Here is a 14,209-nt window from a genome sequence, read left to right as displayed (position 1 = left end):
GAGCTTCGGCCCCGACAACGGCTCCGGCCCCGACCGGAGTCGCGGTCCCGACGGCGGTCCCGACCTCGACCGGAGTCCCGACCTCGACCCGGGTCCCGGCCCCGACGGGCGCCGGCGCCGGTGCCGGGCGTACCCCGGCCGGCCGGACCGGCACGGGCCGCTGCTCCGCCGCGCGCCCGGGCGCGCCGGCCGGGTGAGTGCGCGCCGCCGCAGCGGCTGCGGCCAGCGTGAACCACACGACCTTGCCGTTGTCGCCGTCCGGCCGCGCGCCCCAGCTGTCGCTCATCGCGGCGACCATCGCCAGCCCCCGGCCGCAGGTGGCCAGCGGAGTGACGTCCGGCGCGGCCGGCTCGCCGGCCGGCACCGGAAGGCGCGGATCGTGGTCGTGGACCGACACCGTGAGCCGGTCCGGCAGCAGCTCCAGCTCCACGGTGCAGGACTTGTCGGGCCTGGCGTGCCGGTGGACGTTGCTCAGCAACTCCGTCACACCGAGCGCGGCCCGGTCGATCAACGGGTCCAGATGCCAGTAGCGCAACTGCGCAGATACGATTCTGCGGACCTGGCCGATCCGCGACGGCAGGGCTTGGAGCTCCACCGTGCAGTGCCTGCTTGGGTGACTGATCACGGCTGCGACTCCCCGATGTGAGGTCCGGAGGAACCGGAATCCGGAAGGGACCGGAGGAACACGGAGAACAACGGATCCAGCAGGGTGCTTGCGTCCAAACGTCCGCCTGCTGTCGTGGCCGGCGGGCTGGTTCGCAGCGTTATCGCCGGTAAACCCAGAGTGACGTGAGAACAGAGTGACGCAGCGCATGCGCTCCCGCAACTCGCCACGACCGGCCACCGCGTACGGCCGGCGGCGGCACGCGCCTCAGCCTTCGCGTCCGGCCGCCCGGCGCACCGCCTCGATGAACCGTCGCGCCGCGGGCGGCCCCGGCTCGCCCGGCGCCGGATCCTGCTCGCCCAGCGTCAGCAGGTACCGCTTGCCGTTGATGTCCGCCAGCGCCCGGTCGTCCGGCGCGAACCACGGCTTGGACGCGCGCACCGCCTGCACCGGCGCGCTGTCGATCTCGCTGCCGTAACTGGTGAGCAACTCCAGCCTGCCGTCGCTGATCCGGACCTGGCCGGCGCGGGTGAGCGAACGCAGTCGTTTGCCGATCCGCACGCCCGTGGCCGTGAACTCCGGCTCCGCCATCCTTGGCCGCCCCCTTGCGCGTGTTCCCTGGTCCTGCCTGCGCCCCCGTCCGGGGCATCGCCCCGACGCGTGCAGTCTGCCCCGATGCGGGCGGGAGCACCAGTGCCCCCGTGACGCCTGCGGCGAGTGCCCGGAGCACTCCCGCCAATGCGCCCCCGACATGCCTCGCACGCTGTGCCCCAGGGTGGCTTTGAGTGGCTCAAAGATGCGTTTATGCAGGTGGGAAGGGGTGCCGAAGATGCCTATCCTCGAAGTGTCGGCCGCTTGAAGGGCCGCCGGCGCCCAGCGTAAGGAGCACCGCCGTGAGTACCATCTCCCAGGCCCGGACCGGCGCCACCCTCGACGTCGACCGCAGTGACGCCGGCTACCGCGACTGGCTGAAAGAAGCCGTCCGCAAGGTCCAGGCCGACGCCAACCGGTCGGCAGATACGCACCTGCTGCGCTTCCCGCTGCCCGAGCGGTGGGGCATCGACCTCTACCTCAAGGACGAGTCGACGCACCCGACCGGCAGCCTCAAACACCGGCTCGCCCGCTCCCTGTTCCTGTACGGCCTCTGCAATGGCTGGATCCGGCCGGACCGCCCGGTGATCGAGGCGTCCAGCGGCTCGACCGCCGTCTCCGAGGCCTACTTCGCGAAGCTGATCGGCGTGCCCTTCATCGCGGTCATGCCGCGCACGACGAGCGCCGAGAAGTGCCGACTGATCGAGTTCCACGGCGGCCGATGTCACTTCGTGGACGACCCCCGGAAGATGTACGAGGAGTCCGCCCGCCTCGCGGTGGAGACCGGCGGCCACTACATGGACCAGTTCACCTACGCCGAACGGGCCACCGACTGGCGCGGCAACAACAACATCGCCGAATCGATCTTCCGCCAGCTGGAGTTGGAGCGGTTCCCGGAGCCCACGTGGATCGTCGCCACGGCCGGCACCGGCGGCACCTCGGCGACCCTCGCGCGCTACGTCCACTACATGCAGTACGACACCCGCATCTGTGTGGCCGACCCGGAGAACTCCTGCTTCTTCGAGGGCTGGACCACCGGTGATCCGGACGTCACCTGCGACTGCGGCTCCCGGATCGAGGGCATCGGCCGGCCGCGCATGGAGCCGAGCTTCGTGCCCGGCGCGATCGACCGCATGATGAAGGTCCCGGACGCGGCCAGCGTGGCCGCCGTACGCGCTCTGGAGCGGGCCATCGGCCGCAAGGCCGGCGGCTCGACGGGCACGGGGCTGTGGAGCGCTCTTAAGGTCGTCTCCGAGATGGTGGCCGAGGGGCGCCGGGGCAGCGTGGTCACCCTGCTGTGCGATCCGGGGGACCGGTACCTCGACAAGTACTACTCGGACGCGTGGCTCGCGGAGCAGGGCCTGGACATCACGCCGTACACGGCGGCGATCGACACCCTGCTCGCCACGGGCGTGTGGCCCGACTGAGGCGTCCCTGCAGCTCGGAGGACGGCCGACGTGTCCGGGCGGGTCGCGTCGCCCGGTGGACGTACCGCTCGGCCGCCTGGCCGGCGGGACGCGGACGCCGGACCCTGGCGGGCCACTCCTCGTGGCGGCCCGTGCGAAAGCGGGGCTTCGGCGCCGGGGTGTGCGCCGTGCCGTCAGCCGTCCCCGGTGCCGTCGTCCTCGCCCGGCTCGTCCGGTTCGCCCGCCACGATCAGCCGCGGCAGCTGCTCCGAGATCTCCGCGCGAGCGTCGGCGGGCAGGCCCGCGTCCGTCACCAGCGTGTCCACCTGCTCCAGGGTCGCGAAGGAACTCAGGCCCACCGTGCCCCACTTGGTGTGGTCGGCGACCACCACGACGCGGCGCGCCGAGTGCACCAGCCGCCGGTTGGTCTCCGCCTCCGCCAGGTTCGGCGTGGACAGTCCGGCCTGCACCGATATGCCGTGCACCCCGAGGAAGAGCAGGTCGAAGTGGAGCGCGGCGATCGCCTGGTCGGCCACCGGACCCACCAGCGAGTCCGACGGCGTGCGCACCCCACCGGTCAGCACGACCGTGGCCGCGCCCTGCCGCTGCCCCGAGATCCGCTGCGCGGCGTGGAAGACGTCGGCGACCCGTACCGAGTTCGTCACCACGGTCAGCTCGGGCACCTCCAGCAGGTGCTGCGCGAGCGCGTACGTCGTCGTTCCGCCGGACAGGGCGATCGCCGAGCCCGGAACGACCAGCCGGGCCGCGGCGCGCGCGATGTCCTCCTTGGCCGTCAGCTCCAGACCCGACTTCGCCTCGAACCCCGGCTCGTGGGTGCTGGCCTCGACCACCGGCACCGCGCCGCCGTGCACCTTCTCCAGCACGCCCTGGCGGGCGAGCGCGTCCAGGTCGCGGCGCACGGTCATGTCCGACACGCCGAGCTTGCGGGTCAGCTCGTTGACCCGCACACCGCCCCGGCGCCGGACCTCGTCCAGGATCAGGGCGCGGCGCTGCTCGGCGAGGAGGTTCTGATTCTCGCTCACGTACGCTCGGGTCCTTTCGCCGCCAACCGTCAGACACGCCCGGTGCGCGTGCTCCGAACAGGGCCTTCCCTCTGGCCGGAGATGCGGGGGCGTCCCATCCTTTCACGGGTGGGTACCGGCCGCGCCACTGCCCGGAATGATGAGGGCATGCCATTTCCGGGACGGCCGCTCGGGGCGCGGCCGTCCCGCCCGCCGTCACCCGGATCGGGGAGATTCCGTGACGAGGGATGTGCGCCCCGGCCGGAACCGCGATCCTGAAGCGCGCACGGCACAGGACCTCCGGGCGTCACGGGGAAGGTGCGGCAACAGTGGAACGCGCGACGAAGCGCCCCGCCGGGCGGCCGGCGGCCGACCTGGAACTCCTGGTGCACGGGGTCGGCGGCACCACGCCCGAGAGGATGCTGGGCGATCCGCGCACGGTCCGGGTCACCGGCGACGGCACGGCCGCCGTCTTCCGGCGCGCGGGGGACGCCCAGGCGGGCCGGCGCCCCGGGCGCGAACCCGTACGGGAGGCGTACGTGTGGTGCAATCTCACGTCCGGTGACGGCAGCCGCGCGCTGTGGCTCTTACTGCTGCCGTTCATGGTGGTGAACCTCGCCCACTGGATGCGCCCCGCCGCCCCCGGGCGGCAGCGCACCGTCCGGCTCTACGGCCTCCTCGTGCGCCTGGCCGCCCTCACCCTGACCGTGCTGCTGGTGGCCGCCGCCTGCGAGGTGGCACTGGACCTGGTCGCCTGGCAGTGCGCCGGCGTCCCCGCCTGCGCCCGCCGCCACTCCTGGCTGGGCTTCCTGGCGCCCGGCCCGTCCGCCGGCGGCTGGTGGAGCACCCCCGGCCGCCGCCTCGCCCTCGCCGCCCTGCTCCCGGCCGCCCTGACCGGCCTGCTCTGGTACCTCTCGCACCGCACGTGGAACGCCTACGAGTCCCACCGGCCGACGCCCCACTACCCGGCACCGGACACCGACGACAGCGCGCGGGGCCGTTTCCCGGCGTCCTCGTCGTCCGGGCCGGATGCCGGTTGCGGCGTGCAGGGACCTGCACCGGCGTCGTCGTCCGGGCCGGACACCGGTGGCGGCGAGCCGGGTCCCGCCCTGGCCTCCCGGGCGTCCGGGCCGGACACCGGCGGCGGCGCGCCCGGTCCCTCGCCGGCGTTCCCGGCCCCTGAACCGCACACGGCGGGCACCGCGCCGGATTCCTCCCCGGCGTCCCCCGCCCCCGGACCCGGTACCGGCGGCAGCGCGCTGGCCCAGCCCGGGTTCTGGTACGGGCGGCGGCTCGTGGCGCGGCTGCGCGGCGCCCATACCGCGGCGGGGCTGCTGACGGTGGCCTCCGCCGTCGCCGTCCCGGCGGTCCGCTTCGACCACCGGCCCGGTGGCCCCGCCGCCCTGGACGGCCTGAGCTGGCTGCTGACCGCGGCCCTCGCGGCCTGGGCGGGCGCGGTGGCGTGGGTGGTCTGCTGCCGGGGCCGCAGTGAGAACCGCCTCGACCGGCGTCTCGACCGGCAACTCGTGCGCTGCCTCCCGCTCGGCGCGCTGGCGCTGCTGCTCCTGACCCTGCTGTACGCGGGCTGGTCACGGCCGGGCTGGCGGTCGGCGGGACGGCTGCCCGGCGACCCGGCCTTCGGTGCTCTGACGCTGGCCCAGGGGCTGCTCGTGCTCGCGCTCGCCGTCGTGGCCGCGGATCTCCACCGCCGCCGGCCCGACCCGCGCACCGTCATGCGCGGCCTCGGCGGCCCCGCCGTCGCGCTGCTCGCCTGCGCGCTGGGCGGGGTGATCTCGGGCGGGGTCGCGCAGCGCGTCGCCGACTGGCTGGACGGCACGCGTGCCCTGCTGCCCGGCCCGCCCGTGCTGCTCACCTGGCAGGCGTCCGCCATCCCCGCGCTCCTCGCGGTGCTGCTGCTCCTGGCCGTCCGGCTCGGCGCCGGCACCGTTCGCCTCGCCCGCGGCGAACGCGACCTCGTGCGCCGGGAGCACCCCGGCGAACCCGAGGAGCCCGCCCGGACCCGTGCCATCGCCCACACCAGGGCCATGGCCACGCTCACCGACCGGGCGCCGCTCGTGCTGGCCGTGCTCACCGGCTCCACCCTGCTGCTGGGCGCCGGCGCCCTGGCCGGCGCGCTCGCCACCGGGAAGACACCCGACGGTGCGTCCCAGCGCGCCCCGGACGCCGTACAGGCCATGGCCGAGACGTCACAGGCGCTGGGTTCCTGGCTGGTCGGCCTGGGCTTCCTGCTGTTCGTGACCTGGGGCAGACGCGCCTACAAGGACGCCGCGGCCCGGCGCACCATCGGCATCCTCTGGGACGTGGGCACGTTCTGGCCGCGCGCCGCCCACCCCTTCGCACCCCCGTGCTACGCCGAGCGCGCGGTGCCCGACCTGACCTGGCGGATGGCGACCTGGACCCTTCGCACCGAAGGACGCGTGGTCCTCTCCGGCCACTCGCAGGGCAGCGTCCTCGCCGCCGCGGCGGCCTGGCAGCTCACACCGGCGGTGCGCGCACGAGTCGCCCTGCTGACCTACGGATCGCCGCTGGAACGCCTGTACGGCCGATGGTTCCCCGCCCACTTCGGTCCGCCCGCGCTCGCCGCCCTGCACCGCGACGTCGCCTGCTGGCGCAACCTGCACCGCCGCACCGACCCCATCGGCGGCCCGGTGCGCGTCCCCGGCGACGGCACCCCGGACGTGGACTGCGAGCCCCTGAAGGACCCGCTCGCCTACGGCCGCACCCCCGACCACCCGCTCCCGGCCCCGATCCTCGGTCACTCCGACTACCAGGCGGACCCCGCGTTCACCCGCGAACGGTCCCGGCTCCTGAACCGTCTCGGCCCCGCACTGCCGGGCCAGCGCCCGGAACCGGACGTGCCGCACCGAAGCGGCCGGCCCCTGGATCGCCCGTGACCGCCGCCCGGCTCAGGGCAGCTCCGGAAGGTCCTCCGCGTACAGCAGGGTCAGCTCGTCGGTGGTCGGGTCGGGGAGCTGGGCGACACGGCTCGCGTGCCGTTCCACCATCGCCTCGAACGTCTGCCGGGCGGTCCGGCCGTTGCCGAACGCCGGACCCTTCGGAAGATGCGTGAAGTAGCTCCGCAGGGCCTCGCAGGCATCCGGCGTCAGCCGGTACTCGTGCTCGTCGGCCTGCTGCTCCACGATCCGCAGCAGCTCACCCGGGCCGTAGTCGCCGAAGGTGATGGTGCGTGAGAAACGCGAGGCGACCCCGGGGTTGACGGAGAGGAAGCGCTCCATCTCGGCGGTGTAACCGGCGACGATCACCACCACCGCGTCCCGGTGGTCCTCCATCAGCTTCACCAGCGTGTCGATGGCCTCCTTGCCGAAGTCGCGCCCGGCGTCCTCCGGCGACAGCGCGTACGCCTCGTCGATGAACAGCACACCGCCGCGCGCCCGTTCGAAGGCCTCCTGGGTGCGGATCGCCGTGGAGCCGATGTGCTCACCGACCAGGTCGACCCGGGAGACCTCGACCAGGTGGCCCTTCTCCAGCACGTCGAGGGAGGCCAGGATCTCACCGTAGAGACGGGCGACCGTCGTCTTGCCCGTGCCGGGGGAGCCGGTGAAGACCAGGTGCCGCTTGACGGAGGCCGCCTTCAGACCGGCCCGCTGCCGGCGCCGGCCCACCTCGATCATGTCGGTCAGCGCCCGCACCTCGCGCTTGACGCTCTCCAGGCCCACCAGCGCGTCGAGCTCACCGAGCACGTCCTTCGGCGTGCGCGCCGCGACGACGGGCTCGGCGGCGACCAGCGGTGCCTGTTCGGCCGTACGCTGCCCGGGGATGGAGCCGAGCAGGCCGGCGGGCTGCGCCGTCGTCTGCACCGCCGTCTCACGGGCCGCGGGCGGCCGCAGGCTGCCGCTCTCGTCGCTGGTGCAGTCCTCCACGAGCGGGCCCGTTCCGTTCCCGGCGTCCGGCCCGGCGTCGGCGAACTCGTAGCCGCCGCGCGCGCACCGCTCCGTACGGCACTTGCGCAGTGTCGTGCGACAGCCGTCGATCACATGGAAGCCGTAGCCGCCGCTGCCGCTGACCCGGCAGTTCAGGAAGCTGCCGCGGCCACCCGCGGACACGTAGAAGCCGGCCTCGGCGGGGGAGTCGACGGTGCAGCGCTCGATGGTCGGGTCGGCGCCCTTGGTGACGATCACACCGGTCTGCGTGCCGTCCAGGGTGCAGTTGCTGAGCGTGCCGCCGCTGCCGTGGTCACGGAACCACGCGCCGGTGGCCGCCTCCCTGATCCGGCAGTCGTCGAGCTGTGCGGTCGCCCCGTCGCTCACCGACACGGCCGTGTTGCGCACCTGGGACAGATCGCTGTCCACGACGTCGGCGCGGGAACCCCGGTCCAGCACGAACAGCGCGTCCGGCACGTCGTGGACGCGGCAGGAGTCGAGGACGGCCGTGGCGCCGTCGCTCACCCACACCGCCGGGTAGTCACCGGTGCTGTCGAAGATCTCGCACTGGTTGGCGTCCACCCGGGTGCCCGGGTCCCACACCGACAGGCCGTTGCGGCCGAACTGGCGGACCGTCGTCCGGGTCAGCGTGAGCACCGAGCGGGAGCGCAGGTCGACGGCGTTCTCCGGGATGTCGTGGATGCGGCAGTCGGCGAGGGTGAGCACCGCGTCCGTGTCCAGGGTGACGCCGTCGGCGGTGGTGCGGTGCACCGCGCACTCGGTCAGGTGCGCGGTGGCCCGCTGGGTGACCTGCACCCCCGAGCCGCGCACCTCGTAGATCTCGCAACCGACCGCCTCCACGGCGGAGTTCTCGCCGGTCGCGGACAGGCCCGTGCCCGAGACGTGGTGCACCCGGCAACCCTGCAGGCGCGGACGGCCCCCGCCGCGGACCGCCACGCCCGCCTGCCCGGCCGCGACGACCTCGCACTCCTCGAACACCCCGCCCCCGCCGTCGAGTACGGCGATGCCGATGCCGGCCGGGTTGTCGACGGTGCATCGGCGCACCGTCGGGCGGGCGCCGCCGCGGACCTCGATGCCGGTGGCGGACCGGGTGACGACCCGCACGTCCATCAGTTCGGGCGTGCCATCCTCCACCAGCAGGGCGGGCGCGGCCGCGTCCTGTCCCTCCACGTGCAGGCCCTGCACCACGGCCGAGGCCCGCACCGTCAGCGGCACTCCGTCCGGCGGCGCGATCCGCACCGAACCGGGGGAACCCTCGGGCCCGCGCAGAGTCACCGTCCGCTGGACGACGAGGTTCTCCCGGTAGGTACCGGGGGCGATGGTGAGGACGTCGCCGTCGGCGGCGGCCTCCAGGGCGGCGGCGAGCGACGCGTACTCACCCGTGCGGCGCCGCCACCGCGAAGTGCCGGTGTGCGTCACCTGGACCGTGCCCTGTGCCATGGCGTTGCCGTGCCCCCACCTCGTCGTACTGATGACTCGTTCCCGTCGGGCGTGGCCACCGCTGTGCACGCCCCTGGGGCTCGCTCACCCGCGGGTCGTCGCCGAAAGCGCTTCGGCCGGTCCACCGTAGCGTGTGCGTGCACGCTGGGCGGACCAGAGGCGGAAGGGCGTCAACTGCCGGTGCCTGCCTTGCCCCAGTCCGGACCTGCCCGCTCCCAGGCCCGGTCCCAGCCCGCGTACCGGCGGCGGACCATGCGCCACACGGCCAGGCGCCGGCCGCTCTCGATCAGGGCGGCGGTCGCGAGGGCCGTGCCGATCCCCGCGAGCACCGCGTGCGTCGTCGCCGTGGGCGCGTCCAGCGGACGGGCCGTTATTCGCCCGTGCGGGTCCGCCCAGACCCTGAAGTGGTCGCCGGTGTGCGGTGACTCGAGGTCGGCGAGGACCGGGCCGCGCCGCCGGGTGCCGTCCGGCGCGGTCCAGTCGGCGAGGACCCGGCTGCGGGTCTCGCGCGCGGTGGTGTCGGGGTCGGTGTCGGTCATGGGCTTGCCCAGGTCGCGCACCACGGTCGCGGTGACGAGATGCCGCGTGTGCCGCTGTTCCCGCACGGACCGCTGCAGCGAGTCCTGGGCGGCGGCTCCCGCCAGGGCGCCGGTCACGGGTGCGGCCACGGCGATCAGCGCCAGCGCCACGAGGGCCACCCATGCCTCGGCCAGGTCGGTCGCACGGCACAGCGGATTGTGCCGCCAGCGCCACAGCCCCGTCAGTGCGAGCATCTCCCCACCCCCCTGTCGCACCGTCACCCCCCCCGAAGCGGAGCCGTCTCCCTGGTCCCGTCGACGCGTCGTCCCCGGTCCCGCCCTGGAGCGAGTGACACCCCGTGCGTCACGATCCGTGACGAACGAGGTCTCTCACGAATTTCTCATGTTCCCCAACGACCGGACCCCGTCCCCGGTTCCCCGGTCAGGCGACCAAGTCGCCGTCGCCCGAGGCGCGTCGGCCGAGCACGCTCACCGGGTCCCCGATCCTGATCGTGCCGGCGGACAGGGGGACGAGGTTCTGGCCGAAGAGCAGCCTGCCGTCGACCCTGCGGTGGCGTGCCAGGGTGCGCAGGGGCTCCCGGCCGCGCTGGCCGGTGTCCTGGTCGGTGGTCGTCACCACGCACCGGCCGCTCGGCTTCGGGGCCCGGAAGACCACCTCGCCGATCCTGATGCGGGACCAGTGGTCCTCGGCCCAGGCCTCGGTGCCGGTCACCACGACGTTGGGCCGGAAGCGGTTCATGGGCAGCGGGCCCTCGTGGGCGTGGTCCCCCTCGGATATCAGGGAGTTCAGGGCGTCGAGGGAGGCCGCGGTCGTGACCAGCAGGGGGAAGCCGTCGGCGAAGCTCACCGTCTCGCCGGGCAGGGCGTACCCGGGATCGACCGGGCGGCGGCGGGCCGGGTCGTCCATGTGGACCAGGCGGACCTCGGCCCGCAGATACGCGCTGCACCAGGCGTGCGCGGCGGCGGCCGCCGGGACCGCCTCGACCTTCGTGCCGAAGACGCTCACGGGCACGGTCGCGCCCGGCTCGGGCACCGCGACCGTCAGCGGCGCCCGGCCGGGCGCCGACAGACGAACGCCGCCGCCGGCCAGTGGCTCGGCGGCGGCCAGCGCGAGACGCGGCTCCTCGCGCTGTGTGACGACCTTTCCCCCGTCGTCGATCAGTGTCCAGCGCCTGTCACCGGCCAGGCCCCACGGCTCCACCACGGCCTCCCGGGGCGACAGGCCCCGGAACGCCTTGACCGGGTGGACGTGGATCGACTGCACTTCGGCGTTTCCCATGACGCCATCGTGCCAGGCGGCACCGACGGCGCGGGGCGCCGGTCAGTAGCCGCGGTACTGCTGGTTGTTGTACGGATCCTGGTAGCCGGCCTGCGGGGGACGCGGCGCGGCCGGGCGCATGGCCTCGTACCCCGTGCCCGCCGCCATCGGACGCTGCTGCGGGGCCTGCGGACCGGGGTACCCGCGCGGGGCGCTCGCCTGCTGCGGGATGTAGGCCGCGGGCGCGTGCTGCAGCGGTGCGGGCTGCTGCATGTGCGGGTAACCGTAGGCGGAGGCCTGCGGGGAGGGGGCCGCCGGGAGGGCGGGCAGGGCCGACGGGAGCGCGGGCAGGCTGCTGCCCGTGTCGTACGCGGCGGGGACCCGGATCGGGGCGATCTGCGGGGTGCCCCGCTCGGCCACGAGCGAGTCGTAGATCGGGGTGTCCGGGAAGGAGGCGGAGTAGTAGCCGCCACCATAAGTGGAGCGGGGGGAGGTCATGGCACATAAGTTAAGCCCACGATGTGCTGGTTGGGGAGACCGATAAGAGGGTTGTTTTCCGTGTCGGCCGTGGCTGGGGACCCCCAATCCGAGCGAACTCGGCAAAAATGGACGCCGATCAACGTTTGAATCGTGTAAAGGCCGAGTTCCTGGTGGGTTACCGGCGGTTGACCGGCGATCTTTCCGTGCCGTTCGCGGGCGTTCTCCCGGGTCCGGCAATACGTTGTGCGGGTGGGGAAGACCCGGAGCACCGGGGATGCCCCGAGCCGAGACGTGATGGGGGCGGACATGTCAATGCCGAAGGGATCGAATACGCCGGTGCCGACCGCGGCGCTGCGCGTGGAATTGGGCTGGCGCCCCGGACCGGGCGTGCCCGACGCCGACGCCTCGGCGCTGTTGCTCGCCGCCGGGAAGGTCCGCTCCGACCAGGACTTCGTCTTCTACAACCAGCCCGCCCATCCGTCCGGCGCGGTCCGTCACGAGGGCAAGCGTGCGTCCGGCGGACGCGTCACCGACACCCTGCTCGCCGACCTCGCGCGCGTCGAGGGCGCCGTCGAGCGCATCGTCCTCGCGGCCTCGGCGGACGGCGGGACCTTCGGACAGGTACCGGACCTCTACGTCGAGGTGACCGACCCCGCGACCGGCCAGGTGGTCGCCCGCTTCGACAGCCCCGGCGCGACCGTGGAGACGGCCTTCGTGCTCGGCGAGTTCTACCGCCGTCAGGGAGGCTGGAAGTTCCGCGCCGTCGGTCAGGGATACAGCAGCGGACTCGAGGGCCTGGCGGCCGACTTCGGCATCAGCGTGGACGAACCCCGGCACGCCGCGCCGCCCGCCCCGGCGACAGAGCCACCGCCTCCGGCGACCGCCCCGCCGTCCCCTGCCGCCCCGCCGCCCCCGGCCGCACCCCCGGTGCCGCCGCCCGTGACCGTGCCGCCTCCCGCGGCGGCCCCGCCCCCGCCGGCGGCCCAGCCGGTCCGCCTCTCCAAGGTCACCCTGACCAAGGCCGCCCCGTCGGTCTCGCTGACCAAGCAGGGCGGCACCTCGGGAACCATGCGGGTCAACCTCAACTGGCAGACGCGCCGGCAGCCGGCGGGCCCCGGCCGCCGATGGGGCGGACGGCAGGGCGACCTCGACCTGGACCTGGGCGCCCTGTACGAACTCGCCGACGGCCGCAAGGGAGTCGTACAGGCACTCGGCAACGCCTTCGGCGCGCTGCACCGGCCGCCGTACATCCACCTCGACGGCGACGACCGCACCGGCGCCGTGGCCGCCGGCGAGAACCTCACCGTCAACCTCGACCACCGGCACGACTTCCGGCGCATCCTCGTCTTCGTCACCATCTACGAAGGCGCCGCCTCCTTCGCCGACCTGCACGCCACCGTCACCCTCCGGCCGCAGCACGGCGCCCCCGTCGACTTCTCGCTCGACGAATGCACCGTGCCCTCCACGGTGTGCGCGCTCGCGCTCATCACCCACACGGGCGGCGACGTCGTCGTCCGGCGCGAGGCCCGCTACCTGGTGCCCGAGCGGGGAGTGAGCCCGCAGCGGACCGTGGACCGTGCCTACGGCTGGGGCATGAACTGGACACCCGGCCGCAAGTGACCGGGCTCGGCCCTGGGGTCACGGCGCAGGGTCTTCCGTCTGGATCAGGCCGGATCAGGGCGCGGTGCCAGGGCCCGCGAGCCCGGCATGATCCGAACGAGAGGTCCTAGTCCGGCACCGTGCCCGGGCGGGCGTAGGTGCGGCCCTTCCAGGCCGCACCGCGCCCCCGGTAGTGCTGCACGGCCGAGTCGACCGTCATCAGCAGGTACAGGAACGCGGTGAACGGCAGCGCCGGGGCGAGCCACAGCGGCTGCCGGTAGTACCGCAGCATCGGCACGTACGTCCCCGCCATCACCGCCCACGCCAGCGCGCCGAGGACCGGGACCGCCACGCTGCCGGTGGCGGCACCGGCGGCCACCGCGGCGGGCGGCGCCAGGTACACCAGCGCGAGTCCGGCGACCGTACCGGCGAGCAGCAGCGGGTTGTGCCGCAGCTGGGCGTAGGCACTGCGCGAGACCATCCGCCACAGGTCGCGCAGGTGCGGATAGGGGCGCACGCTGTCCACCCGGTCGGCGAGCCCCAGCCACACCCGGCCGCCGGCACCCTTGACCGCGCGCGCGAGGGCCACGTCGTCGATGACGGCGTGCCGGATGGAGTCGGGCAGCCGTGCCCGCCGCGCCGTGGCCGCGCGCAGCAGGACGCAGCCGCCGGCCGCCGCGGCCGTACGCGACCCCGCCCGGCCGATCCGGCGGAAGGGGTACAGCTGCGCGAAGAAGTACACGAACGCCGGGACCACGAGCCGCTCCCACCGGCTCGCCACCCGCAGCCGAGCCATCTGCGACACCACGTCGAAGCCCCCGGAGCGCGCCGCAGCCACCAGCTCGCGCAGGCTGTCCGGCGCGTGCGCGATGTCCGCGTCCGTCAGCAGCAGGTACTCGGGACCCCGCGCCCGTGCCAGGCCCATGCCGCACCGCAGCGCCCACAGCTTCCCGGTCCAGTCCTCCGGCGGCTCGCCGGGCGAGACCACCGTGAGCGGCAGCCCGCCGTTCCGCCGGGCCAGCTCACGGGCCAGTTCCCCGGTTCCGTCCGTGCTCCCGTCGTCCACCAGGAACACCTCCGCCCGCCCCGGGTAGTCCTGCGCCAGCAGCGACGGCAGGCTCGCGGACAGCACGGCGGCCTCGTCCCGGGCCGGCACGACCACACACACGTCCGGCCACTCGTCCGGTTCGCGGCGCGGCGGCAGCCGGACGTCCGTACGCCAGAAGAAGCCCTGGCACAGCAACAGCCAGCACCAGGCGGCAAGCGAGACGGCGGTGATCCACAGGACGGCGCTCACGGCCGCAGTCTGCCCCACGGGACCGGTCCGCGAGGGCCCATCGTCTATCG

10 protein-coding genes and 1 pseudogene are annotated in these 14,209 nt (G+C 74.1%); 3 read left to right on the top strand and 8 right to left on the bottom strand.

Annotation, left to right across the window (positions count from 1 at the left end; translation table 11 throughout):
* Window positions 1-204: 204 nt before the first annotated feature.
* Both IE177_RS34760 and IE177_RS09520 read right to left on the bottom strand, forming a co-directional pair.
* A pseudogene (locus IE177_RS34760) lies at window positions 205-625 on the bottom strand (ATP-binding protein); the annotation flags it as partial.
* A 246-nt stretch (window positions 626-871) separates the two neighbouring features.
* Window positions 872-1,195 carry a hypothetical protein gene (locus IE177_RS09520; RefSeq protein WP_190014717.1) on the bottom strand — a complete coding sequence of 108 codons (324 nt, stop codon included), beginning with the start codon at window positions 1,193-1,195 and terminating at the stop codon, window positions 872-874.
* A gap of 302 nt (window positions 1,196-1,497) precedes the next feature.
* Between IE177_RS09520 and cds1 the strand changes: the two genes are divergently transcribed.
* A complete protein-coding gene (gene cds1, locus IE177_RS09515; protein ID WP_190014715.1) occupies window positions 1,498-2,622 on the top strand; it encodes an L-cysteine desulfhydrase Cds1 in 1,125 nt (374 codons plus the stop codon).
* 173 nt (window positions 2,623-2,795) lie between these two features.
* On the opposite strand, the gene IE177_RS09510 is transcribed toward cds1, so the two are convergent.
* Window positions 2,796-3,644 carry a DeoR/GlpR family DNA-binding transcription regulator gene (locus tag IE177_RS09510; protein WP_190014713.1) on the bottom strand — a complete coding sequence of 283 codons (849 nt, stop codon included), beginning with the start codon at window positions 3,642-3,644 and terminating at the stop codon, window positions 2,796-2,798.
* A gap of 308 nt (window positions 3,645-3,952) precedes the next feature.
* Between IE177_RS09510 and IE177_RS09505 the strand changes: the two genes are divergently transcribed.
* Window positions 3,953-6,538, top strand: a complete 2,586-nt coding sequence (locus IE177_RS09505) for a hypothetical protein (protein WP_190014711.1) — start codon at window positions 3,953-3,955, stop codon at window positions 6,536-6,538.
* Window positions 6,539-6,550: 12 nt separating this feature from the next.
* On the opposite strand, the gene IE177_RS09500 is transcribed toward IE177_RS09505, so the two are convergent.
* From IE177_RS09500 to IE177_RS09485, 4 genes are all read right to left on the bottom strand, one after another.
* Entirely contained in the window at window positions 6,551-8,986 is a 2,436-nt protein-coding gene (locus tag IE177_RS09500; protein ID WP_190014709.1) for a right-handed parallel beta-helix repeat-containing protein, read from the bottom strand.
* Between the two features lie 170 nt (window positions 8,987-9,156).
* Window positions 9,157-9,759, bottom strand: coding sequence for an Rv1733c family protein (locus tag IE177_RS09495; protein ID WP_190014707.1), 603 nt, complete (start codon window positions 9,757-9,759; stop codon window positions 9,157-9,159).
* Window positions 9,760-9,946: 187 nt separating this feature from the next.
* Window positions 9,947-10,804, bottom strand: coding sequence for an MOSC domain-containing protein (locus IE177_RS09490; protein ID WP_190014706.1), 858 nt, complete (start codon window positions 10,802-10,804; stop codon window positions 9,947-9,949).
* A 42-nt stretch (window positions 10,805-10,846) separates the two neighbouring features.
* Entirely contained in the window at window positions 10,847-11,281 is a 435-nt protein-coding gene (locus IE177_RS09485) for a DUF6643 family protein (RefSeq protein ID WP_190014705.1), read from the bottom strand.
* A 294-nt stretch (window positions 11,282-11,575) separates the two neighbouring features.
* On the opposite strand from IE177_RS09485, the gene IE177_RS09480 reads away from it, so the two are divergent.
* Window positions 11,576-12,883 carry a TerD family protein gene (locus IE177_RS09480; RefSeq protein ID WP_190014704.1) on the top strand — a complete coding sequence of 436 codons (1,308 nt, stop codon included), beginning with the start codon at window positions 11,576-11,578 and terminating at the stop codon, window positions 12,881-12,883.
* A 106-nt stretch (window positions 12,884-12,989) separates the two neighbouring features.
* Here the strand turns inward: IE177_RS09480 and IE177_RS09475 are convergent, their stop codons facing one another.
* The gene (locus IE177_RS09475) at window positions 12,990-14,177 is read right to left on the bottom strand and encodes a glycosyltransferase (RefSeq protein WP_190014703.1); all 1,188 of its coding nucleotides are present in this window, start codon (window positions 14,175-14,177) and stop codon (window positions 12,990-12,992) included.
* Window positions 14,178-14,209: the final 32 nt, after the last annotated feature.

It is taken from the genome of Streptomyces lucensis JCM 4490, from assembly GCF_014650035.1.
GTDB lineage: Bacteria > Actinomycetota > Actinomycetes > Streptomycetales > Streptomycetaceae > Streptomyces > Streptomyces lucensis.
The sequence above is the reverse complement of the archived record's forward strand: the minus strand, read 5'-3'. Positions and strand labels throughout refer to the sequence as shown.

Bases quoted from the DNA above. Each gene is read 5' to 3' on its own strand.
- IE177_RS09490 (WP_190014706.1), bottom strand. From the start codon at position 10,804: ATGGGAAACGCCGAAGTGCAGTCGATCCACGTCCACCCGGTCAAGGCG.
- IE177_RS09500 (WP_190014709.1), bottom strand. From the start codon at position 8,986: ATGGCACAGGGCACGGTCCAGGTGACGCACACCGGCACTTCGCGGTGG.
- IE177_RS09480 (WP_190014704.1), top strand. From the start codon at position 11,576: ATGCCGAAGGGATCGAATACGCCGGTGCCGACCGCGGCGCTGCGCGTG.
- IE177_RS09520 (WP_190014717.1), bottom strand. From the start codon at position 1,195: ATGGCGGAGCCGGAGTTCACGGCCACGGGCGTGCGGATCGGCAAACGA.
- IE177_RS09495 (WP_190014707.1), bottom strand. From the start codon at position 9,759: ATGCTCGCACTGACGGGGCTGTGGCGCTGGCGGCACAATCCGCTGTGC.
- IE177_RS09485 (WP_190014705.1), bottom strand. From the start codon at position 11,281: ATGACCTCCCCCCGCTCCACTTATGGTGGCGGCTACTACTCCGCCTCC.